Genomic DNA, 22,759 nt, shown 5'->3' on the forward strand with positions numbered 1-22,759 from the left:
TAGAGCCCTGTTCGCGCCAGTGTCCCGATCCGCACGGGTGCTCTCCGACATCTCGACGAACCCTCGAACCGGTGTGCGGACCATGGACCGTCATCCGAACTCCCCGAGGGATGCGAGGACTCTTCATGACCATCAGCGACACCAGCGCCGGGCCGTCCCTGGACGCGCCGGCGATCGCCCGCCTGAGCGCCTCCTACGCCCAGGCCCGCGTTCTGCACAGCGCCGTCGAGGTGGGGCTCTTCGAGCTCCTGGCCGAAGGGCCGCTGAGCCAGGGCGAGATCTGCGCACGGCTGGAGCTCCACCCGCGTCTGGTGCGGGACTTCCTGGCCGCGGTGGCCGCGCTCGGCCTGATCGGGCGGGACGGCGCGCGGTACCGGCTCACGCCCGAGGTGGAGGAGTTCCTCGTGCCCGGAGGCCCGCTCTATCTGGGCGCCCGGATCCGGACCGCGGCTCAGCGGCACTACCACACCTGGGGCCGGCTCACCGAGGCCCTGCGGGACGGCGAGCCCAAGGCCGGGGTCGGCGCGGACGCGTTCGCCACGCTGTACAGCAACCCGGAGGCCACCCGGAACTTCCTGGTGCACATGGACGCCAACAACGGTGTGGTGGGACCGCAGCTCGCCGAGGCGGTGGACTGGTCGGCGTACTCCTCGTTCGTCGACGTCGGCGGTGCCCGGGGCAACGTGGCCGCCCACCTGGTGCGGCGACACCCCCATCTGACGGGCGGCGTCTTCGAACTGCCCGCCGTGCAACCGTTCTTCGATGAGTACATGGCCGAACTGGGCCTGGCCGGGCGGGTGGTGTTCCACCAGGGCGACTTCTTCGCCGACGCCCTGCCGCAGACCGACGTGCTGGTGTTCGGGCATGTGCTGCACGACTGGTCCCAGGACGAGCGGCAGGAACTGCTCGACCGTGCCCATGCCGTGCTGCCGCCGGGCGGGGCGGTCGTCGTCTACGACCAGATGCTCGACGAGGAGGCACCGGATCTGCGCAGCCTCGTGGGCAGCCTGAACGTCGGGCTGATCACACCGGGTGGTTCGGAGTACACCGTGTCGGAGTGCCGCACCTGGGTGGAGAAGGTGGGCTTCACCTTCCTGTCCGCCACCCGGCTGGCCAAGGGCAACGACACGGTCGTCGTCGCCGCGAAACGCGACTGACCCGGCGCACCGCACACCTCGGCCCCGGAACCGGGAAGGGTTCCGGGGCCGAAGCGCGCTCGGGGAGCGGGGCAGCTCAGTCGGCGGCCGCGGCGGCCAACTCGGTGAGCTGGTCACGCACGTCGGCATCGAGCTGCTTGCGGGCGACGCGGAGCTCCTCCTCGGAGACCGGGCCGGTGAGGGTGACGGTCCTGCGCAGGCGAACCGTGGTGCCACCCTGTTCCTCGGTGAACCGGAACTCCCCTGTCGACGAGTGCAGTTGCGGGGCCGGCTCGGGGTGGCGCTTGAACACGAGCTGCCCCTCGGCGGGTTCGACGCACACCCAGTGCGCGCCGCCGTCCGGGAGGGTGCCGGCCGCCCGTGCCGCGATGTCGTCCCGGGGCGCCTTCACCCGGACGGTTCGCACACTGGTCACGGTGTCGCGGCGCAGTGCCTCGACGGACCCAGCCAGTCGCGCGATCCCGGCGAGCTGGCGGGGCACGTTGTCGTCGAGTTGGGTGGCCACCTTGTCCACGGCCGCCGGGTCGGCGCCGTCGGCCAGGTCGAAGGAGTGCCGCACGCGCATCGTCGTGCCGCCGTCCGGCAGGCGCTCGAACCGCCACTCCCCCCGCATGGCGGTCAGCGGCGGCCTGGGCGTCTCGTGCTCGAAGGAGATGAGCAGGTTCTCGGTGTCCCGGACCCGCCACAGGCGCCAGCCCCGGGGCGAGCCGCCGTCGATCACCCAGCGGGCCACGAGATCACGCTCGGCGCTCTCGGTGCGGACGATCTCGGCGTGCAGGTGGGTGGCGAAGTACTGGGGGGCCTCGACCACGTCGGCGACCAGGTCGAAGAGGAGTCGGGCGGGTGCCGCCGCGGTCAGCTCGTGGGTGAGTTCGGTCATCGGAGTTCCTCCGTGCGTCGGTGGTCCGGGGACACGCTGCGGGCGTAGGGGCCCGCCTGCCAGTTCGCCTCGATGCCCCAGGAGACGACCCGCGTCGGGCTGATCCGGATCAGCTCCCGGTCCACCTGGCCGCCGAGCCGCCGCCCGCCCTCGGCCAGGGCCTCGGCGAGCCCGCGGATCTCGATGCCCCGCGGTGCCGTCGGATCGGCCGGGTCGACGTCGTCGACGACGAACGCCACCTGCGGGTGTGCGCGGACGTCCCGGTACTTGCGGCTCCTGCCGAGGTTGAGCCCGCCGATGTCGATGGTCGCCAGCTCCGGGTTGTAGTGCAGGCCCACCGGGACGACGTGCGGGTCGCCGTGCGGGCCGACGGTCGCCAGGCGGCCGAAGGGCTGGGAGGTCAGGTACTCGATCTCCTTGTCGGTGAAGATCACGCGGTGCTCCCCCTCACAGCCTTGCGGCGGGGCCGAGCGGATCCAGGGTGAGCGACGGGTCGTCCCGGACCACGGGTGCGACCACCGCGTCGATGCGGCGCAGGAGTTCGTCGTCGAGGACGACGTCGGCGGCGGCCACGTTCTCCGCCAACTGCTGCGGGCGGGATGCGCCCATGACCGTGGCGGCGACCCCCGGCCTGCCCAGTACCCACGCGATCGCCATCTGGGGCAGGGTGAGTCCGGCCCCGGCCGCGAGCGGCTCGAGGTCCGCCACGGCGGCGAGCACCTTCTCGTTGAGGTAGTCCCAGCGGCCGATGGACTTGGCCCCGCCCGGACCCGACCCGGCCCGGCTGCCCTCCGGCAGGCCCGCGCCGGGCCGGTACTTCCCGGTCAGCGCACCGCCGGCGAGCGGCATCCACGCGATCTGGCCGACGCCCGCCTCCCGGCTCGCGGGGAGCACCTCGGCCTCGACGACCCGCCACAGGATGGAGTACTGCGACTGGTTCGCGATCAGCGGGACATGGAGCTCCCGGGCGATGCGGGCCGCCTCACGGATGCGTTCGGCAGGCCATTCGGACACTCCGATGTAGTGCGCCTTGCCCGCGTGCACGATGTCGGCGAGGGCTTCGAGGGTCTCCTCCAGCGGAGTCTCCGGGTCGTGACGGTGCGTCTGGTAGAGGTCGACGTGGTCCATCCCCAGCCGGCGCAGGGACGCGTCGACCGACTCGGTGATGTGCTTGCGGGACAGCCGGCCCGCGTTCGGGTCGCCCGGCCGTGCCCAGCGGCCCGACTTGGTGCAGACGACCAGTTCCTCGCGGCGGACGCCGGCCAGGGCGCGGCCGAGGATCTCCTCCGCCCGTCCCCCGGCGTACAGGTCGGCCGTGTCGAAGGTGGTGACGCCGCTGTCCAGCGCGGCCCGTACGCAGTCCCGGGCGACCGACTCGTCGACCTGGTCCCCGTGTGTGATCGCGTTTCCGTAGACGATCCGGCTCACCACCAGACCGCTGTCACCGACACGTGCGTACTTCATCGCTTGGTTCCTTCCTGTGTGTCCACGGCTGCCGGCACGCCGGGGGCGGCCGTCACGACGTGTACGGGCAGCGGATCGACCCGGCGGGTCGAGATCTCCGTGAGCCCGGCGGCCGCGACCATCCGCCGTGTGGTGTCGAGGGAGTGGGCCTCGCCGCCGGGGGTGGAGACCAGCATCAGCAGCGACAGCAGATGGGCCGCGTGCTCGTCGGCCGGGGGACCGCCGTCGACGGTGAATCCGACGGTGACCAGGCGCCCGCCGGGGCGCAGTGCGCCGGAGAGCCGGCGCAGCAGGGCGACTCCCTGGTCCTCGGGGAACATGGGCAGCAGATTGGCGACGATCACCAGGTCGTACGGTCCGCCGAGCGGGACGGTGAAGGCGTCGCCCTCGATGCAGTGGGTGCGGTCGGCCAGGCCCATGCGCTCGGCGTGGGCCCTGGCCCGGTCGAGGACGTCGGGGCGGTCGAGGGCGTGCAGGACGGCGGTGGGATGCAGCCGGGTGAACTCGAGCCCGAACAGCGCGTGTCCGCAGCCGACGTCCAGCACCTTCGGTACCGGCACGGTGTCGGCCCAGACCCGGGTGGACTCGACGAGGGCGGCCGCGGCGGCCCGGGTCACGAAGGTGCCGTCCGCCGCGAAGTCCCGCCAGTAGGAGAACCCCGGCTCGGTGGCGTCGGGGGCGAGCAGGGTGCCGCCCTTGCGCACCACGGCGGCCAGGTCGCGCATCGCCTCCCACTCCCAGTCGCTGACGTTGATCCGCAGCGCGTGTCCGGCGTACTGGGGGCTGCCGCTGACCAGGAGTTCGGCGGCGCCGGGCGGGAGGGCGAAGCGGGTGCCGTCCCGGACGAGCAGTCCGGTGGCGGCGGCCGCGCCGAGCAGGACGCGCAGGGCCCGGGCGTCCGCGCCGACGGCGCGGGCGAGCCGGTCGGGGTCCAGGGGGCCGGCGGCGAGCGCGTCGAAGACGCCGAGTTCGACGGTCGCCCTGAGGAGACTGGTGCGTTTGAAGGCCTGGAGGGTGTCCAGCAGGCTCTGCCGGGTGACGGCCGGCGCCTTGTGCGTCGTCATCGTCAGCTCTTCTGGAAGATGAAGCCGTAGGCTCGCTCGACCCGCACCCGCAGCACGAGCCGCTGGTCCTTCACCTTGGTCCGGCGGAACTCCTCCCAGTCCTCGTGCTCGCCCTGGGTGGCGCGGTACATGTCGCAGAGTTCGTCCACCACGGCGTCGTGCGGGTCGGCGGCCACCTCGGACACCGAGGCCGTGCCCTCGAACACCCCGAAGGCGAACATGTCCTCGGTCGTGACATGGAAGCTGACCCGGGGGTCCCGGCGGGCGTTGCGCGTCTTGGCGCGGTCGTCGGTGGTGGCGATCCGGACGGTGTCCGTGGCGGCGTCGTAGCTGTATCCCACGTTGGAGAGCTGGGGACGACCGTCCCGCTTGAGGGTGACCAGGACGCCGCGACCGCCGCTGCGCTCGGCCAGCAGCCGCCGGTAGGCGTCCTCCTGATTCTGGCTCATGACTTCACTCCGTTCGTACGGGCTGGGAACCGACGTGTGGGGCAAGGGGGTTCAGGACGCTTCGGGCAGGGCGGCGGGCGCGGTGCGGGCCGCGGTCAGTCCGGCGGACCGCAGTGCGTCATCGAGTTCCGCGCCGTGGGCCAGTGGTCCGCGGGCGGCCAGGTACCCGTCGGGGCGGATGAGCGCGAAGTCCTGCCGCGCCAGGCCGAGATCACGGCGCAGCACGCCGTCCGGGTCCAGCAGCGGGCGGGGCCCTGAGGTGTCGTCCGCGTCGCACAGCCGACGGACCGAGACCGCCCGGCCGTGGGTCGCGTCGAGCCGCCCGGTCAGTTCCCCGGTGGGACGCCCGTCGATCGTCGCGGGCACCAGCAGGGTCCAGCGCGGGTCGTGGAGTTCCTCGCACAGGTCCCGCCAGCCGGCCCGGGTGCGCCGGTCCTCGGCGGTGCATCCCACCCGCTGTCCGGGCCGGAGTCCCGGGCCGGGCGGCGCGGGCAGACTGAGCGGGCTGTCCGGGTACGCGACGGTCAGCCCGCAGAAGCCGCGGATCATCTTGCGCTCCAGCTTGCGCTTGAGCGGGGCGATCCGCCTGACGGCGCCGAGGCCGACGGGCAGCAGTACCGGCCCCAGCGCGTTGCGCAGGGCGACCAGAGCGGTGGCCACGCGGGTGGAGCCGAGGAGGCGTTCACCGACGGGGACGCGTTCGGCGCCGTAGCTGTCCAGCAGTTGTTCCCGGGCGAGACCGCGGATCACGTCGGCGAGTTTCCAGGCGAGGTTGTAGGCGTCCTGCATGCCGGCGTTCATGCCCTGCCCGGAGGCGGGGCTGTGCACGTGTGCCGCGTCCCCGGCGACGAAACAGCGGCCGACCCGCATGCTCTCGATCATCCGCTGCTGCACGGTGAAGACCGAGATCCAGGTGGGCGACGACACCTTCACGGGCCGGTCGAGCGCTGTGGAGATCTTCACCGCGAGCCGGTTCCTGATCGCCTCCGGGTCGTCCGCGTCGGTGATGTCCTGGGTGTCGATCACCCGCCACTTCCCCGAGGCCGGGAAGGGCACCATCAGCAGGGTGCCCTTCCCGGTGTGCAGCAGGTGGTTGCTGTCACCGGGGAGCGGGGCGTCCGTCTCGACGTCGGCGTTGAGCCAGGTCTCGCTGGCGTCGCCGACAAGTCGCAGGCCCAGGCTCTTGCGGACGGTGCTGTGCGCCCCGTCGGTGCCGACCAGCCACGGTACGGAGCAGGTCGTCGCGCGACCGTCCGCCGCGACGAGCCGCACGTCCACGTGGTCGTCGTACGGAGTGAAGGAGTCGAGGGCGACACCCCACTCCACCTCGACGCCGCGCAGGGACAGCCGCTCCCGCAGCACCTCCTCGGTCACCACCTGGTCGACCATGAGGCTGAAGGGGTACCGGGTGGGCATCGTGGAGTAGTCGGTGTCGAAGCGGACCAGGGTGCGTCCGCGCAGGTGGAGCGTGAAGTGCTCGACCTTGCGGCCGCGCGGCAGCAGGCTGTCCAGGACACCCATCTGGTCGCAGATCTCCAGGGTGCGGGCGTGCACGGCGAGGGCCCGGCTGGTGGTCGCGGGGCCCGGGGCCCGGTCCACGATCCGTACCGCCACTCCGCGCCGCGCCAGTTCGTGGGCGAGCGTGAGACCGACGGGGCCCGCGCCCACCACGAGGACGTCGGGGCTCGCGGGACTGTCAGTCATGGCGCGCCTCCGCGAAGGCCTTGGCCAGGGCGAGGGTCGCCGCGCTGTTGCCTCCGACGGCCCGGCGGACGAACTCCGCCGCGGACGCGCGTGTCCCGCCGGCCTGCGGGACCTCGGGGATGGCGTCCTCGTTCAGGCGTACGCGGTGCCAGGAGGTCGCGCGTACGCCGTGGGCGGTGGGGACGACCGTCCACTCGCCGAGGTGCGCGGTCATCAGGGGCGGCGTGACGATCTGCTTGTAGACGATGCGCCGCTGCTCCGGGAAGCAGACCCGGACCGACTCGGTGGTGTGGGACGAGCCCTCCTTGGTGACGGTGTCCATCACCATCCACTGGACGTTCTCGACGTCCTCGCGCAGCTTCATCCGGGACACGTGGGGCAGCCGGTCCGGCCAGGCCGCGGCTTCGTGGAGGAACCGGTAGACGGCCCGTGGGTGGGCGTCGATCACCGTGGAGTCCTCGAACTCGAAGACGAGGCCGGCGGTGTCCGCGGCCTGCTCGGCGAGTGCCTTGATGTTGGCGAGTTCGGTTCTGCTGTTGCGGTCGGTGGCCTGCTCGATCCATTCGAGGCCGGCCGGGTCGTCGTCGACGGCGGTGAACTCGTGGAGCAGTGTGAGACGTGCGGTGCCCGCTTCGGTGCCGGCTTCGACGATCCACTCGCCGCTCATCGAGGCGACCGGCGGTGTGGAGACCTCCTGCCGGAAGCTGATCCGGGACCGCCGCGGGTCCAGGTGCCGGCGCGATGTCCAGGTCTTGGCCTCGCCGTTGGCGGTGGCCCAGATCCGCAGGCGTTCCACTCCCCCCGCCCGAGGGTCCGCCTTCTCGACTTGTTCGACATGGATCGTGGGGGCGAAGTGGACGGGCCAGGCGAGCGCGTCGGCGATGATCCCGTAGACCGTCCCGGTGGGTGCGTCGATGTCGATGTGGTGCGTGGTGCGCTGGGTTCCGGTGCGCAGCATTGCCGTGCCTTTCTCTGGGTCGGACCGGGCGCCGGCCCGCGGGGTCAGAAGATGCCGAGTCCGCCGCAGACGTTGAGGGCCTGCGCGGTGATGGAGGCGGCGGTGTCGGTGACGAGGTAGTCGACGAGGCCGGCCACCTCGTCGGGGGTGGAGTAGCGGCCGAGCGGGATCTTGGCGTGGAACTCCGTGAGCACCTCCTCCTCGGACAGCTGACGGGTGCTCGCGTAGGACTCGCGCACCCGGACGGCCATGGGTGTCTCGACGTAGCCGGGGCAGACCGCGTTGACCGTGACCCCGGTGGGCGCGAGCTCCTTGGCGAGAGCTTTGGTGAAGCTGATGACGCCGCCCTTGGCGGCCGAGTAGGGGGCGCCGAAGGGCACGCCCTGCTTGCCTCCGGTGGAGGCGATGCTGATGACGCGTCCGCCCTCGCGGCCCTCCAGGCCGCCGGTGGTGAGTACTTCGCGCGTGACCCTGAAGACACTGCTGAGGTTGGTCTCGATCACGTCGTCCCACAGCTCGTCGGTGATCTGCGCGGTCCGGCCGCCGCCGCTTCGTCCGGCGTTGTTCACCAGCACGGTGATCGGCCCGTAGCGCTCCACGGCGGCGCTGACGAGGGCCCGGACCGACTCGCCCGAGCGCACGTCGGCGGCCCGGCCGTCCACCTCCAGGCCCTGCTCCCGCAGTCCCTTGACGGTCGAGGACACGTTCTCCTCCGTCCGCGCGCACAGGAACACCGGGATGCCGCGGCGGGCCAGCCGGGTCACCACGGCCAGTCCGATCCCGCTGGTGCCGCCCGTCACCAGGGCCGCGCGGTGCGGGCTGCCCGCCTCGGCCGTGCCCGGGGAATGCGCTGTGGTCATCTCGTCCTCCTCCGTCGGGATGCCCCGGCAGCCTCCCGGACCGGGTTCGAGGCGCGGCCGAGGATGCCTCGAACCCTCCCGGCGCGGGTGGACGGGCCGGTGAGGAGATCTCCAGCGGTTCTCGAGGCGCCGGTGCGAGCCTCTGCTGCACACCACGACACCGTGATCGAAAGGGGGACTGTCATGCCGTTGTCGGCACCGCCCGCGAACAGCGCCCACGACAGCGCGCTGTACCAGGAGGTCCTGCACTTCTACGCCCGGCAGATGCGCAGCCTCGACGAGGGCAACGTCACCGAGTGGGCCGAGACCTTCACCGAGGACGGGGTGTTCGGCGCCAACGCCCACCCCCGGCCTCAGGTGGGCCGCGGGGCCATCCGGCAGGGCGCGGCCGAGGCCACCGCCCGGCTCGCGGAACAGGGTGTCCAGCGCCGTCACTGGCTGGGCATGCTGGAGGTCTCCCGCAACACCGACGGCTCGGTGACGGCCGTGTCCTACGCGCAGGTGCTCGCCACCCCCAAGGGCGGCAAGGCCGAGCTGGAGCTCAGCTGTTCCTGCGAGGACCTGCTCGTGCGTGAGGGCGACCGGCTCCTCGTACGGCGTCGGCAGGTGCACCGCGACGACCTTCCGCGCTCGTGATGCCGGGCGCGGTGCACGAGGGGGTGGTGGCCGGCGCCCCGCTCGGTTCGCTGTCGGATCTGCTCGGCGGGCCCCGGATCGACGACCTGCTGCACCGGGCCGCGGCGTCGGCCCCGCACCGCACCGCCGTGCGCACCGCCGAGGGGACGATCGACTACGCGGAGCTGACGGCGCTGGCCGACCGGTACGCCGCCGGTCTGCGCGAACTGCTCGGCTCCTCGAACGCCGTGGTGGCCCTGACCACGACCCTGGACCGGCACTTCGCCCCGGCCTTCTTCGGCATCCTCCGCTCCGGCAACATCCCGGCCCTGGTCAATCCGTTGCTCCGGGAGGACGGGCTCGCCCATGTCCTGGGCATCAGCGCGGCGCGGGCGGTGCTGGCGCCCCCGGAGCTCCATGAACGCCTGGAGGGCGTGCGCGGCCGGCTGCCGGAGCTGCGGCACCTCGTGCTGACACACCGGGGCGCGGGCGCGGTGCCCGAGGACGTACCGGTGCTGGGCGAACTGCCCGGTGCCGGGCCCGACGAGGGGCCGCCTCACCTGGACGACGACCCCGAGGCCGTCGCCTGCGTGCAGTTCACCAGCGGTACCACGGGAGCGCCGAAGGCCGTGCTGCTCAGCCACCGCAATCTGGTGGTCAACGCGGCGCAGTCGGCGCGGGCGCACGGCCTGGACCCGGATGCGGTGGTGTTCGACTACCTTCCGACGTTCCATCTGATGCACCTGACCGTCACGGTCGCGGTGGCCGGGACCCTCGTGCTGTGCACCGAGCCCGATCCGGCGGCCGCGATGGACGCCGCGAACCGGCTGCGCGCCACCCACTTCTACAGCCTTCCGGTCCGGCTGGCCCGGCTGGCCGTGCACCCCCGGCTGACCGAGCTGGAATGCCCGTCGCTGCGGGCGGTGCTCTCCGGCGGGTCGACCCTGCCGCAGTCCGCCGCGGGCACGCTCGGTCAGCACTTCGGCGTACCGGTCGTCCAGGGCTACGGCCTTCAGGAGACCTCCCCCTCCACACACTTCGACAGTCTGGTGGCGCCGCGTGCCCGCTCGTCCGGGCGGCCGGTGGCGGGCACCGAGTGCCGGATCGTCGAGGTCGACTCACGCCGGGTGCGACCCGTGGGCGAGCGGGGCGAGATCCAGGTCCGCGGACCCCAGCTCATGAAGGGGTACCTCGGCCGTGACCTGTCGTACGACACCGACGCGGACGGCTGGTTCTCCACCGGTGACATCGGGCTGATGGACGCCGACGGATACCTGTACGTCGTCGACCGGCTCAAGGACGTCTTCAAACGGGACAACTGGCTGGTGTCGCCGACGGAGATCGAACGGGTGCTGCTGCGCCATCCCGCCGTCGCCGACTGCGCCGTGATCGACCGGCCCCACGAGTTCAGCGGCGCCGTGGCGCACGCGTTCGTGGTGCTCGCCGAGGGCGCGGGCACCGTCGACCCGGCTGCCGTGGCGGCCGAGGTCAACGCCGGGCTGCCGTACTACGAGCGGCTCGAGCACATCGAGGCGATCGACCGTGTCCCCCGCTCGCCCACCGGCAAGGTGCTCCGCCAGGAGTTGCGCGCCCGCCTTGCGACCGCACAGGAAACCCCCTCCCATCCGAAGGAGTCCACCGTCATGCATCACTTCGTCAACCGTTTCACCGTGTCCGGCGACACCGAGGAGTTCGAGCGGCTGCTGGGGAAGATCACCGACTACATGGCGGAGCAGCCCGGCTTCCGCACGTACCACCTGTACCGGTCGGTGCAGGACCCGCAGGTGTACGTGGAGACCGCGGAGTGGACGGACGGCGCGGCCCACAAGCAGGCGGTCGCCGGCGACGGTTTCCGCGGTCCGGTGATGGAGATCATGAAGCTCGCCCGGGCGGAGGCCGGTCCGTACCGGCTGGTGACCGAGCGTCAGGCCGACGCGGGCGAATGATCCGCGTCTGCGGGCCGGCCGGTGCCCCCCGTCATCGGCCGGCCCGCGTTCTTGTGCGCATCCTTGGAGGGAAGGGAATTCGTGATGACCGACGCGACAACCGCCGTACCGGGACCGGTCATGAAGCTGCGGGAGTTGGCGCACAGCGCCGCCTGCGCCGCCTCGGTCCGGGCCGCGGCCCTGCTCGGGCTGCCCGAGGCACTCGGTGAGGAGCCCGCCACCGCCACCGAACTGGCCCGGGTCGTGGGCGCGGACGAGGAGGCACTGGTCCGCCTGCTGCGCTCACTGACGACGTACGGCGTCTTCGCCGAGACCGGTGAGGGCTCCTACACGCACACGGCCGAGTCCAGGCTGCTGCGCGAGGACACCCCGCACAGCATCAAGTACAACGTCCTGTGGGCCACCGAGCCGTGGACGTGGGAACTGTGGGCGCACCTGGACGAGGCCGTCCGCACGGGCAAGGGGGTGTTCCCCTCCCTGCACGGGGAGGAGTTCTTCGCGTATCTGCACGCCCGGGCGCCCCATTCGGCCGAGGTGTTCGACAAGGCGATGACGCAGTCCAGTCAGCTCTCCGCACGGGCCATCGCCGAACAGCTCGACCTGTCCGGGGTGCGGAGCGTGGCCGACATCGCGGGCGGGCAGGGGCTGGTGCTGGCCACCCTGCTGGAGAAGAACCCCGGGCTGCACGGCACGCTGCTGGACCTGCCCGGTGTGGTCGCCCACCCCGACGAGCGGCTGGACGAGGGCGGTTCGCTCGCCTCGCGGGCCACGCTGCTGCCGGGCGACTGCCTCGAGGAGATCCCGGTCCAGGCGGATGTGTACATCTTCAAGAACATCCTGGAGTGGGACGACCGGAGCACCGTGACGGCGTTGCGCAACGCGGTGGCCGCGGCCCGCCCGGGGGCCCGGGTCCTCGTGATCGAGAACCTGGTGGACGGCAGTCCCGAGCTGAAGTTCACCACCGCGATGGACCTGCTGCTCCTGCTGAACGTGGGCGGCAAGAAGCACACCCGGGAGGGGCTGGCCGCCCTGATGGAGCAGGCCGGGCTGCGGGTCGGGGACATCCGCCCGGTCAACTCGTATCTGCACCTCTTCGAGAGCACCGTGGCCTGATCCACGGACAGGTTCGCTTCCTCTCCTCCCACAGCTGATACCTCACTGCCGGCGCGGGCCTCCGTGTCGGCGGTGAGGCATGCCCGGGGACGACCGCACGCGTATGAGCGGCGGTCGTCCCCGTACGACTTCTTCGAAACCGGAGGACAACATGCCCCCTGCCACCGATGCGTCCGCAGTCCCGCCTCCCGTCTCCCCCGCGCGCCCCGTCGCCGTGCTGTTCCCCGGTCAGGGAGCCCAGCAGCCGGGCATGGCCACGGGCCTCTACGGGCCCGAGCCGGTGTTCACCGCCGTCATGGACGAGTTCTTCACGCTGCTGGGGCGGGAGGGCGAGGAACTGCGCGAGGACTGGCTGAGTGAGCGCCCGCGCGTTCCGCTCGACGACGCCTCCCGCGCCCAGCCGTTGCTCTTCGCCGTCGGATACGCCCTCGGGCGCACCCTGCTCGCCCACGGCGTCCGACCCGCGGTGCTGCTCGGGCACAGCATCGGAGAACTGGCGGCGGCCGCGCTGGCCGGGGTGTTCGACCTGGCCGACGCGGCCTGGCTGATGTCGGCCAGGTCCGCCGCGATGGCCGGCGTCGGACCCGGGGGCATGCTGGCCGTGGCGGCACGCCCCGAGGAACTCGCGCATCTGCTGGCGGGCGGTTCCGGGGGCGCCCCGGGTGCGGTGGCCGTCGGTGCGGTCAACGCGCCCGCGCAGACGGTGCTGAGCGGGCTGGAGCCGCAGCTCACCGCGGTCGAGGAGGCCCTGCGCGAGGCCCGGGTGGCCGCGCGCCGGGTGCCCGCGCGGCAGGCGTTCCACAGCCCGGCGGTGGCGGGCGCGGCCGATGTGTTCGAGACGGCGTTCCGCGGGGTGTCGCTGAACTCGCCGGGGATCCGCGTGTGGTCGACCCGCACGGGGCGGCCGGTCCGTCCGCACGAGGCGGCGGACGCCGGCTTCTGGGCCCAGCAGCTCGCCGAGCCGGTGCTGTTCTGGCCCGCGCTGGACAACCTGCTGCGGCACGGCGACTTCACCCTGGTGGAGACGGGGCCCGGGCAGGGGCTGTCGATGCTGGCGCGCCGACATCCCCAGGTGCGGTCGCGGCGCAGCCGGGTGGTGCCGCTGCTGCCTCCGCGGCCCGGTGGGGACCTGGCTTTTCTCCGAACCGCGCTGACCCACCTGCTCACTTGACGATCGTACAGCTACACCCTTAGCTTTTGACAAGTAGGCGCTTGTCGATAAGACAGTGACGGCCGGCCGGCCCGTGCGCCTTCCACACCTGCGCACCTTCCGTTTTCCGACCTTCCGAACGCCCGAAGGGGGCTGACCCGTGGCGCGAGTACACGGAAAGAGCCGGACCCGATCACCCGGCCGCACCACTACGGAGCCGGCCTTCAAGCCGCGCGGTCTCGCCGGCCGCATGGGCAGCTGGAGCGCCGAGCACCGCTGGACGGCCGTGGCCGCCTGGCTGCTCTTCGCGGTCGTCTCGGTGGTGGTCGGAGGCATCGTCGGCCAGATCGACGCGGCTGACCACGACACCGTGCCCGGCGAGGCCGGACAGGTCATCAAGACCCTGCACGACAAGGGCGTCCAGGACCCCGCCCTGGAGTCCGTGCTGATCCGCTCGACCGGTCCGGTGACCGACCGGGCCGCCCGCGACACGGTCGACGACGTCATCGCCTCGGTCCGCGCCACCGGACAGGTCACCGACATCCGCTCGCCCTACGACACCAAGGCCGTCTCCCCGGACGGCCACGCCGCCCTGGTGCAGTTCGCCGTCAGGGGGGACCCCGCCACGGCGGGCGACCGGGTGGGCCCGGTCCTCACCGCCGTCGAGCAGGCGGCCGACCGGCACAAGGACCTGACCGTCGAGCAGTTCGGCGCCGCGAGCGCGGACAAGACCATCGGGGACGCGTTCAGCGACGACTTCTCCCAGGCCGAGTACTCGGTGGTGCCGCTCGCGATCGGCATCCTCTTCATCGCCTTCGGCGCTCTCGTCGCGGCCGTCCTGCCGGTGGTCCTCTCCCTGACCGCGGTCGTGGCCACCACCGGCCTGGTCGCACTGGCCAGTCACGCGGTGCCCATGAGCGACAGCTCCGGCATCGTGATGCTCCTGGTCGGCATGGCCGTCGGCGTGGACTACTGCCTCTTCTACCTGCGCCGCGAGCGCGAGGAACGCGCCCGGGGCAGGGACTCCCGGACGGCGCTGCGCATCGCGTCCGCCACCTCCGGCCGGGCCATCCTCGTCTCCGGCAGCACGGTGATCGTCGCGATGGCCGGCATGTTCCTCACCGGCATGATCGAGTTCGAGGGCATGGGTCTGGCGACCCTGCTGGTGGTGGGCGTGGCCATGATCGGCTCGGTGACCGTCCTGCCGGCCGTGCTGTCCCTGCTCGGCGAGCGGGTGGAGAAGGGACGGCTGCCCTGGCGCAGGCCGGCCCGGCAGGCCCCGGACGCGGAGAGCCGCGTGTGGCGCGCCGTCCTCGGCACCGTGCTGCGCCGCCCCAAGCTGTGCCTGCTGGTCGGCGCCGGCGCGCTGATCGCCCTGGCCGTCCCGGCCACCGCCCTGCATCCGGCGGACCTCACCCTCAAGCAGGAACTGGGCAACGTGCCCATGGTCCGCGCCTACGAGGACATCAGCACGTCGTTCCCGGGCGGCCCGGAACCCGCCGAGGTCGTGGTGACCGCCGACGACATCACCGCCGCACAGGTGACCGGAGCCATCGCCGCGTTCCGCGAGCGCGCCGTCAGTTCCGGAGCCTCCGGGGGCCCGGTCCAGGTGACCGTGCACAAGAAGCAGAACCTCGCGGTCATCGAGGTGCCGCTGGCCGGGGGCGACTCGCGGGCCAGGAGCGAGAAGAGCCTGCGGGTGCTTCGCGAGGAGGTGCGCCCGCAGACCCTGGGCAGGGTCGAGGGCGTGCGGGCACCCATCGGCGGATCCGTCGCCGCGTCGAAGGACTTCGCGGACAAGCTGGGCTCGAGCGTGGCCCCGGTGTTCGCCTTCGTCATCGCCTTCGCGTTCCTGCTGATGCTGCTGTCCTTCCGGTCGCCGCTCATCGCCCTCACCTCCACGGTGCTCAACCTGCTGTCCGTGGGCGCCGCCTACGGCATCCTCACCGCGGTCTTCCAGAAGGGCTGGGGCGCCTCCCTCATCGGTGCACAGGGCGTGGGGGCCATCGAGTCCTGGCTGCCCCTGTTCCTCTTCGTCATCCTCTTCGGGCTGAGCATGGACTACCACGTGTTCGTGGTGTCGAGGATCCGTGAGGCACGGCTGCGCGGCATGAGCACGCGGGACGCCATCGGACACGGGATCGCGACCACGGCGGGCGTGGTCACCAGCGCCGCGGTCATCATGGTCGGCGTCTTCGCGATCTTTGGCACCCTGTCGCTCCAGGGGATGAAGCAGATGGGTCTGGGGCTCGCCATGGCCGTGCTCATCGACGCGACCGTGATCCGGGGCATCCTCCTGCCGGCGGCGATGCTCCTGCTCGGCGAGCGCAACTGGCACGTCCCGCGCCTGCTGAGCAGGCTGCCCGACCTGGAGGGCGGTGACCTCCTGGCGCCGGAACCCTTGCTCGTGACGCCTCGGCAGGACGGCGAGACGGCCGAGCGCGCCAGGACCTGAACCCGGTCCTCGCATGCTGAAAGGGACGGCCCGTGCGGGCCGTCCCTTTCAGCATGCGAGGACCGGGTCAGGAAACCGACTCGTACACGGCCACCCAGCCCTCCCGCAAAGCGGAGTACTTATTGACCGCGTCAATTCGGGAAACGGCCCCTAGTTTCACGAAAATACTGTGCACATGCCGTTTCACAGTTCCCTCCGAAATGGAGAGGCGCCGGGCTATCTGCCCATTGCTCAATCCGTCGGCAATACGCGTCAGAATTTCCTTCTCCCGGCGGGAGAGGGAAGTCTCGTCATCCGGACGACTAATGCGCTCGATACTGGAGCGGGCCACCGAGAGCACCACACGGCCATCGCGTGCGGCCACGGTCCGTATGGCGGTGACCAGCTCCAGAACCGTGACGCTTTTCGTCAGATATCCACTGATGCCCAGCGCGAGCAATTCCTGCAGCAGGGCCGGCTGGTCGTGCGAACTCAGCACCAGGAACCGGGAGTCACGGGCGGCCACCCGGAGCTGCATGAAGGTCTCCATGACCCCCTCGGGCCGGTCCGCGTCGACGATGACCACATCAGGCTGGACCGTGACCGCCAGATCGACCGCCTCCGCGCCTCCCACGACGCATCCGACGACGGTCAGATCCCGCTCCGCACCCAGCATGGATCCCAGGGACTCCCTGAGAAGCGTCTGGTGATCAACAAGAAGGATCTTGATCTGTCTCGACACCATCCGTCGAACCCCCCGTTAGTACGATTTTAGCCACGACAGCACACTGGGCCAATCGAACAGAGCATCAACGCAAGAAGACTTTCAGTACATTCCTTCGATGCACTGTATCTCAACCAGGGCACCAATCAGGTAAAGATTCAGTAATGGTAGAAGTTTGAAACTGGTTCGATAATGCGGAATTCAACCCTCCGCACCTGCCGCGTATACGGCCGAGGAATGCGTCGCAGACCCCCACAGAAATGTGGGGGTCTGCGACGCGCAGAATTTACTACTTTCCGGTGCGGGTACGGTAGAGCCGAACGGCCAGCGGAGCGAAGACCACGATCAGTACGACCGAGTAGAGGGTTGTTGCGAGTACCGGGTGCTGGAGCGGCCAGGCATGCACACTGCTCGCGGGATTCGGATTGCCGAAGAGGTTCCTGATGGCGGCGGAGAGCGAGCTCAGCGGATTCCAGTTCGCCACCACCCGCAGCCACGCCGGCATCCCCGAGGTGGGGACGAAGGCGCTCGACACGAAGGTCAGTCCGAGCATCATCAGCACCCCGAACTGCTGGACGCCCTCCGCGCTGCGGAAGACCATGCCGAGGCAGGCCATCCCCCAGTTGAGGGCGTAGGCGAAGAGCAGGATGAGGGCGAACCCCTCCACGGCGTGCGCGAAGTCGGTGTGGATGCGCCAGCCGATGGCGAGCCCGGTCGCGGCCAGGACGATCACGGCGATGATCGTGGTCAGCAGGTCCGCGAGACTCTGTCCGGCCAGGACGCCGGCCCGGGACATCGGCAGCGACCGGAAGCGGTCGATGATCCCGTTGGACATGTCGTGGTTGACCGCGGTCGCGGTGCCGGTCGACGCCGAGGCCATGGTCATCGCGAACATGCCCGGGATCAGGTAGTCGTGGTAACTCACCCCGTTGGGCAGCGCGATGGCGCCGCCCACGACGTAGGCGAAGAGCAGGGTGAACACGACCGGGGTCAGTGTCACGTCGATCAGGGACTCGGGTTCGCTGAGCGTCCGGGCGAGGTTGCGGCGGGCGAGCACCAGGGTGTCGCCGATCACCTGGCGCACCTTGCCGATCGTGCCGGGGCCCGCATCGAGGCGGCCGGGGGAAGCCGTGAGGGTGGTCATCTCGTGTTCTCCAATACAGAAATACGGGGGCCTGGTCAGCCGGCCGCGGCCACGACGTCGTCCTCGCTGGCCGGTTCGTCCTGAGCGAGGGCCGAGTGACCGGTGAGAGCCAGGAAGACGTCGTCCAGCGACGGGCGCCGGACCGAGCAGTCGTCCAGTTCGATCCCCGACCTCAGCAGGGACCGGACCACGTCCGTCGCCAAGCGGGCACGCGCGGTCACGGGCACCTGCACATGGCGCGTCTCGGGGTCGATGGTGGCCGGGCCGGTACCGAAGCCGCCGAGCACCAGAGCGGCCGTGGCGAGATCACCGCCGGCCGAGACGACGACCTCCAACTGGGCGCCGCCCAGGATGGACTTGAGTTCACGGGGCGTCCCCTTGGCGATGGCCCGGCCGCGGTCGATGACCACGATCTGGTCCGCCAGCTGGTCGGCCTCCTCCAGGTACTGCGTGGTCAGGAACAGCGTCGTGCCGTCGGCCACCAGGTCGCGGATGACGTCCCACATCACGTTGCGGCTGCGCGGGTCCAGACCGGTGGTGGGTTCGTCGAGGAAGAGGATGCGCGGGCGGGCCACGAGACTGGCGGCCAGATCGAGCCGGCGCCGCATACCGCCGGAGTAGCCCTTGACGGGGCGGCCCGCCGCCTCCACGAGGTCGAACTCCGCCAGCAGCTCCTCGGCCCGCTCGTGGGCCGCGCGTCGCCGCAGGCCGGCCAGGCGTCCGATCATGACCAGGTTGTCCCGCCCGCCCTGGAACTCGTCGAGGGCCGCGTACTGCCCGGTCAGTCCGATGGCCCGGCGGACGGACGCGGGGTCCTTGCTCACGTCGTGGCCGCCCACGCGCACCTGGCCGCCGTCCGGCTTGAGCAGGGTCGCGAGCACCCGCACGGTCGTCGTCTTGCCCGCACCGTTGGGCCCCAGCACCCCGACGACCGAACCCGCGGGCACTTCGAGGTCGACGCCCTTGAGGGCCTCGTAGTCGCCGAAGCGCTTGACGAGTCCTCGAACGCTGATGGCGATGTCGCCTCCAGGAGAGACAGACACGGATTTCTCCTCATCGGGTCGGAGTCAGGGGTGGTGCGACCGCTGTGCGGGGCCTTGAGACCGCGCATGGATCCCGGATTGCTAGTGTGCATCCATAATTGATCCCGTCGGCAAGCCTGAATTATGCTCACCGGCTAGTGGCCACTTGCCAAACGGTAAGGGACTCACTTGCCAATCGTCAAGGAGAGGTCGGACGTCATGGTCGCGCCATCAGCAAAGGACCAGGCCAGCAAGAAGGACGCCGGATCCTCCGGTTCGGGCAACACCCGCGATCGGCTGCTCGCGGTGGCCACAGACCTCTTCACGACCCAGGGGTACGGCGGCACGTCCCTGCGGGAGATCGCCGAGCGGCTCAGCGTGAGCAAGGCGGCGATCTACTACCACTTCCGCACCAAGGAGGACATCGCCCGCGCCATCGTGGAGCAGATCATGGAGGTGAACGGCGGCATCGCCGACCGGCTCACCGTGGCGGGCAAGGACGCCGAGGCATGGCAGCGCGCCTTCGACCAGATCATCGAGATCGCCCTGACCCATCGCCGGCTCTTCATGGTGTGGGACCGCAACGACGACGCGTTCCAGAAGCTGTTCGCCGACGACCCGGTGCTGGGACCCCGGATCGAGGCCCAGGGCGAGCCGCTCGCCGCGCTCTTCGCCGACGCGTCGCTGCCGCCCTCCGACCGGATCCGGCTGGGCTGCGCGTTCGGCGCCATGATGGGCCCGCTCGTGATGTACACGTCCTTCTACGAGGACCTGAGCACCGACGTGCTGCGCGAGCACATCCGCACCACCGTCTCCACCCTGCTGAGCGGCTGACCGGCGGCCCGCGCAAGGACGCGCACGCGGACGGCGCATCGGCGCGGGAACCCTGCCGATGCGCTGCCCCCGCCGTTGCCCGCGGCTGTCAGACCACGTCCAGCTGTTCCCCCCGGGCCTGGGCGGCGACCCGGGCACGCAGGGCCTCCTCCGCCGTGTACTCGATCCGCCGGGTGGCGAACCGGAGGATCGGCGGTGCCATCATCGAGGTGATCACCGCCACCAGCACCACGATCGTGTAGGACTCGGACGTCAGGACGCCCAGTCGCAGCCCCACCGAGGCCACCACGATCTCGATGACGCCCCGCGCGTTCATGCCGGCACCGACCGCGAGCGCCTCCCAGCGGCTGAGCCTGCTGAACCTGGCCCCCACGAACGCGCCGACGAACTTCCCGAGCACGGCCAGCACGAGGACGATCAGGGCCACGCCGAGTACCTCCGGACGCCGCAGCGCGGTGAGGTCCACCCGCAGCCCCGCGGTGGCGAAGAACAGCGGCGCGAGCACACTCATCACGAAGGCGCGCATCGGGGCCAGCCTGGACAGCTCGATCCCGCCCGACCGGCGCAGCATGATGCCGGCCACGAAGGCGCCGAACACCGCTTCCAGGCCCATCGACTGGGTCGCGGCACTGCACAGCAGCACCGCGGCGACCGCCAACGCGACCGGCGCCCCGGATCCGGGGGCGCGACCGGACGCCCGCAGCGCCGTCCGCAGCAGCCGGGGCCCCACCGTCGCCGCCACGAGGACGACCACCCCGAGCCACATCAGCGAGCTCGCGACGGTCGACGCGTGCACACCGGTGGTGGCCATGGCGGAGACGACCGACAGCAGGAGCCAGCCGACGATGTCGTCGATCATGCCCGCCGCCAGGGTCAGTTGACCGACGTTGCGGTGCAGGAGGTTCATGTCGGCCAGCGTCTTGGTGATGACCGGTATCGCGCTGACGCACATGGCCACGCCCAGGAAGAGCGCGAACACATGGCGCTCCGTCACCGCCTCACCGAGGAACGACTCCGGTACGTACCAGCCGGCCAGCACACCCAGACCGAGCGGGACGACCAGCCCGAAGAGACTGACGCCCAGTGCGGTACGCCCCCTGCGGCGCACAAGGCCGAGATCGAGCTCCATGCCGGTGACCCCGACCAGGAGCAGCACCCCCAACTGTCCCACCGCGTCCAGCAGGTGGAACTGCTCCGGCTGCTGGGGCAGCAGCCAGTGGGAGAGGTCCCCGGCGACATGGGTGAGCACCGAGGGTCCGAGGACCACGCCCACGCACAACTCCCCCATCACGGCGGGCAGTCCGCAGCGGGTCGCCAGCCGGCCGAACAGGAGCGCCAGGAGCAGCAGCAGGCCGACCTGGAGGAGGAAGACGAGCAGTGAATGAGCCGGGATCGGGGCCACCGGCGAAGCGATCGGCATGGCACTCCTCTGCACAGGAAGGGTCGCGTAAGGAGCGAACACCGTGGCATCGCCGATCGGAGAGTCGTTCGAGTGACAGCAGAGAAAGTTTCCGCCAGAGCCCAAGGCGGACAACTGCCGCATAGGGCGCGCCCCGCCGGGTCCGACTACATCGAAAGTTACATCGGCACCGGGTCCTACTGGTTCAAGTAAGGCAACCTTCAGAAGGCCCCGTTGCCCACAACCTCTCCGGCACATAAAGTTCAGGCCAGCGGTAATCCAGAACCCGTCTTATTACTCCGGAAGGGACAGATAAATGGAATTCAGACTGCTCGGTCCACTGGAAGTGATTCACGATCGCCAGCTATGCACGCCGCACGCCCCGAAAGTCAAGAAGGTATTAGCCCTGCTGCTCCTCAGAGCCAACCAGGTCGTCAGTCTCGACACGTTGATCGAGGAGTTGTGGGGTGACCAGTCACCGCAGACCGCCATCACCACGACCCAGACGTACATCTACCATCTCCGCAGGTCACTGACGCGAGTGGTAGGACCGGAGAAGGCGGAGGAGATCGTCAGGACGGCGGCACCCGGTTATGTCCTGAGCGTCGCGGACCACGAGGTCGACATCAAGCAGTTCGACACGCTCATCGCTCGCGCCAAGGTGTCGGCAACAGCCCAGGATTTCCGGGCGACGGCCCAGTACGCAAAAGAAGCACTTGCGCTGTGGACGGGTACGCCACTGGCCGGAGTGGACTGCGGAAACGTGCTGCGCGGATATCTGGTGAACCTGGAGGAGCGTCATATTGCCGCTCTGGAATTGCGGGTTTCGGCGGAAATGAAGCTAGGGAACTACCGCGAAATGATCGCCGATCTCCGCTCGCTGGTGACCGTCCACCCGCTCAACGAGTGGTTCCACGGCCAGCTCATCGTGGCGCTGAACAAGGCGGGACGCCGCAGCGAGGCGCTGCACGCCTACCAGAACGTACGCGAGCTGCTGCGCCGCGAGCTCGGCCTGGAACCGTCGGCCGAACTGTGGCAACTGCACCAGGAGATCCTCGCCGCCGACTCCCGTGCGCGCAGCTCCCACCGACGACTGCCCGTGCCCCCGCGAGGCGTCGTCGGCCGCGCGTCCGCCCCCGTGCACTAGCCGTGAAGGAGAGGTCCATGTCGCTGCCCACCCCTCCCGCGTCCGGCACACCTCCCGTCGAACCGGAGACGTTCCGCGCCATCATGGGCGCGCTGCCGACCGGCGTGACCGTCGTCACCACGCTCGGCTCCCAGGGCGATCCCTGCGGCTTCACGTGCAGCGCCGCGTGCAGCGTGTCGCAGGATCCACCCCTCCTGCTGGTCTGCGTGAACTCCCGAAGCCGGGTGCTGCGGGAGATGCTGGGCACCGGAGCGTTCGCGGTCAACGTGCTGCGCGCCAACCGCGAGTGGGTCTCCTCCCACTTCGCGTCCCGGGCCGAGGACCGCTTCGCCTCCGTCGCCTGGCAGCCGGCCGAGGCGCTGGGCCTGCCCTGGCTGCCGGACGACACCGTCGCCTACGCGGAGTGCCGGCTGGACTCGGCCATCACGGCGGGCGACCACACCGTGGTCATCGGCACGATCGTCGGCGGGGACGCCCTCCAGACCCGCGGACCCCTCATGTACTGGCGCCGCGAGTACGCCGGTTGGCCGGGCCACGACGCACTGGGCTCGGGCCTCACCCTGGCGACCGAGGGATGACTCCCCCGACGCGGGTGCGGTGTGGGGGGCCCCGGGGGGGGGGGGGGGGGCCCCCCCCCCCCCCCGGGGCGGGACGGGGTTGGGGGGCGCCACGGGGGGCGGGCGGCCCCCCCAAGC

The 22,759-nt window shown here is 70.8% G+C and carries 21 protein-coding genes; 9 read left to right on the plus strand and 12 right to left on the minus strand.

The genetic code is table 11. The features are described from left to right. Positions 1-125: 125 nt before the first annotated feature. The gene (locus tag ACFYRX_RS45055; protein WP_389113029.1) at positions 126-1,157 is read left to right on the plus strand and encodes a methyltransferase; all 1,032 of its coding nucleotides are present in this window, start codon (positions 126-128) and stop codon (positions 1,155-1,157) included. 76 nt (positions 1,158-1,233) lie between these two features. On the opposite strand, the gene ACFYRX_RS45060 is transcribed toward ACFYRX_RS45055, so the two are convergent. Genes ACFYRX_RS45060 through ACFYRX_RS45095 form a run of 8 tightly spaced genes read right to left on the minus strand, consistent with a single transcriptional unit; the run spans position 1,234 to position 8,536 of the window. Next, complete coding sequence (locus ACFYRX_RS45060) at positions 1,234-2,037, minus strand: SRPBCC family protein (protein WP_389113030.1); 804 nt, start codon at positions 2,035-2,037, stop codon at positions 1,234-1,236. Further along, entirely contained in the window at positions 2,034-2,471 is a 438-nt protein-coding gene (locus ACFYRX_RS45065; RefSeq protein WP_389113031.1) for a PPOX class F420-dependent oxidoreductase, read from the minus strand. Before ACFYRX_RS45065 ends, ACFYRX_RS45060 begins: the two co-directional genes overlap by 4 nt. A 13-nt stretch (positions 2,472-2,484) precedes the next feature. Continuing rightward, positions 2,485-3,501 (minus strand): aldo/keto reductase family protein, encoded by a 1,017-nt coding sequence (locus tag ACFYRX_RS45070; RefSeq protein WP_389113033.1) that lies wholly within the window; start codon positions 3,499-3,501, stop codon positions 2,485-2,487. Further along, a complete protein-coding gene (locus ACFYRX_RS45075; RefSeq protein ID WP_389113034.1) occupies positions 3,498-4,565 on the minus strand; it encodes a class I SAM-dependent methyltransferase in 1,068 nt (355 codons plus the stop codon). The genes ACFYRX_RS45070 and ACFYRX_RS45075 overlap by 4 nt, the downstream gene beginning before the upstream one ends. Positions 4,566-4,567: 2 nt before the next feature. Continuing rightward, positions 4,568-5,014 carry a PPOX class F420-dependent oxidoreductase gene (locus ACFYRX_RS45080; RefSeq protein ID WP_389113036.1) on the minus strand — a complete coding sequence of 149 codons (447 nt, stop codon included), beginning with the start codon at positions 5,012-5,014 and terminating at the stop codon, positions 4,568-4,570. A 51-nt stretch (positions 5,015-5,065) separates the two neighbouring features. After that, positions 5,066-6,718 (minus strand): FAD-dependent oxidoreductase, encoded by a 1,653-nt coding sequence (locus ACFYRX_RS45085; protein ID WP_389113038.1) that lies wholly within the window; start codon positions 6,716-6,718, stop codon positions 5,066-5,068. Further along, positions 6,711-7,676, minus strand: a complete 966-nt coding sequence (locus ACFYRX_RS45090; RefSeq protein WP_389113040.1) for an aromatase/cyclase — start codon at positions 7,674-7,676, stop codon at positions 6,711-6,713. Before ACFYRX_RS45090 ends, ACFYRX_RS45085 begins: the two co-directional genes overlap by 8 nt. Before the next feature lie 44 nt (positions 7,677-7,720). After that, positions 7,721-8,536 (minus strand): SDR family NAD(P)-dependent oxidoreductase, encoded by an 816-nt coding sequence (locus ACFYRX_RS45095; RefSeq protein ID WP_389113041.1) that lies wholly within the window; start codon positions 8,534-8,536, stop codon positions 7,721-7,723. Positions 8,537-8,719: 183 nt separating this feature from the next. Between ACFYRX_RS45095 and ACFYRX_RS45100 the strand changes: the two genes are divergently transcribed. From ACFYRX_RS45100 to ACFYRX_RS45120, 5 genes are all read left to right on the plus strand, one after another. Then, positions 8,720-9,172 (plus strand): nuclear transport factor 2 family protein, encoded by a 453-nt coding sequence (locus tag ACFYRX_RS45100; RefSeq protein ID WP_389113042.1) that lies wholly within the window; start codon positions 8,720-8,722, stop codon positions 9,170-9,172. Continuing rightward, positions 9,172-11,097, plus strand: coding sequence for an AMP-binding protein (locus tag ACFYRX_RS45105; protein WP_389113059.1), 1,926 nt, complete (start codon positions 9,172-9,174; stop codon positions 11,095-11,097). Before ACFYRX_RS45100 ends, ACFYRX_RS45105 begins: the two co-directional genes overlap by 1 nt. Positions 11,098-11,181: 84 nt before the next feature. Further along, complete coding sequence (locus tag ACFYRX_RS45110) at positions 11,182-12,210, plus strand: methyltransferase (RefSeq protein ID WP_389113043.1); 1,029 nt, start codon at positions 11,182-11,184, stop codon at positions 12,208-12,210. A 151-nt stretch (positions 12,211-12,361) separates the two neighbouring features. Next, complete coding sequence (locus ACFYRX_RS45115; protein ID WP_389113045.1) at positions 12,362-13,381, plus strand: acyltransferase domain-containing protein; 1,020 nt, start codon at positions 12,362-12,364, stop codon at positions 13,379-13,381. Between the two features lie 229 nt (positions 13,382-13,610). Next, complete coding sequence (locus tag ACFYRX_RS45120; protein WP_389113060.1) at positions 13,611-15,815, plus strand: MMPL family transporter; 2,205 nt, start codon at positions 13,611-13,613, stop codon at positions 15,813-15,815. Positions 15,816-15,882: 67 nt separating this feature from the next. Here the strand turns inward: ACFYRX_RS45120 and ACFYRX_RS45125 are convergent, their stop codons facing one another. The 3 genes from ACFYRX_RS45125 to ACFYRX_RS45135 form a co-directional block, all read right to left on the minus strand. Further along, positions 15,883-16,539: a LuxR C-terminal-related transcriptional regulator gene (locus ACFYRX_RS45125; protein ID WP_389113047.1), complete on the minus strand. Its 657-nt coding sequence runs from the start codon at positions 16,537-16,539 to the stop codon at positions 15,883-15,885. 268 nt (positions 16,540-16,807) lie between these two features. After that, the gene (locus tag ACFYRX_RS45130) at positions 16,808-17,662 is read right to left on the minus strand and encodes an ABC transporter permease (protein ID WP_389113048.1); all 855 of its coding nucleotides are present in this window, start codon (positions 17,660-17,662) and stop codon (positions 16,808-16,810) included. A 35-nt stretch (positions 17,663-17,697) separates the two neighbouring features. Beyond that, positions 17,698-18,705, minus strand: coding sequence for an ATP-binding cassette domain-containing protein (locus ACFYRX_RS45135; RefSeq protein ID WP_389113050.1), 1,008 nt, complete (start codon positions 18,703-18,705; stop codon positions 17,698-17,700). A gap of 198 nt (positions 18,706-18,903) precedes the next feature. On the opposite strand from ACFYRX_RS45135, the gene ACFYRX_RS45140 reads away from it, so the two are divergent. Beyond that, complete coding sequence (locus tag ACFYRX_RS45140; protein ID WP_389113062.1) at positions 18,904-19,518, plus strand: TetR/AcrR family transcriptional regulator; 615 nt, start codon at positions 18,904-18,906, stop codon at positions 19,516-19,518. Positions 19,519-19,606: 88 nt separating this feature from the next. Here the strand turns inward: ACFYRX_RS45140 and ACFYRX_RS45145 are convergent, their stop codons facing one another. Beyond that, complete coding sequence (locus ACFYRX_RS45145; RefSeq protein ID WP_389113052.1) at positions 19,607-20,938, minus strand: cation:proton antiporter; 1,332 nt, start codon at positions 20,936-20,938, stop codon at positions 19,607-19,609. A 295-nt stretch (positions 20,939-21,233) separates the two neighbouring features. Here ACFYRX_RS45145 and ACFYRX_RS45150 point away from each other — a divergent pair, with 295 nt between their 5' ends. Beyond that, positions 21,234-22,064 carry a BTAD domain-containing putative transcriptional regulator gene (locus tag ACFYRX_RS45150; protein WP_389113053.1) on the plus strand — a complete coding sequence of 277 codons (831 nt, stop codon included), beginning with the start codon at positions 21,234-21,236 and terminating at the stop codon, positions 22,062-22,064. A 17-nt stretch (positions 22,065-22,081) separates the two neighbouring features. After that, positions 22,082-22,642, plus strand: a complete 561-nt coding sequence (locus ACFYRX_RS45155) for a flavin reductase family protein (RefSeq protein WP_389113055.1) — start codon at positions 22,082-22,084, stop codon at positions 22,640-22,642. Positions 22,643-22,759 lie beyond the last annotated feature (117 nt).

The organism is Streptomyces sp. NPDC005374 (assembly GCF_042872225.1).
Taxonomy (GTDB): domain Bacteria; phylum Actinomycetota; class Actinomycetes; order Streptomycetales; family Streptomycetaceae; genus Streptomyces.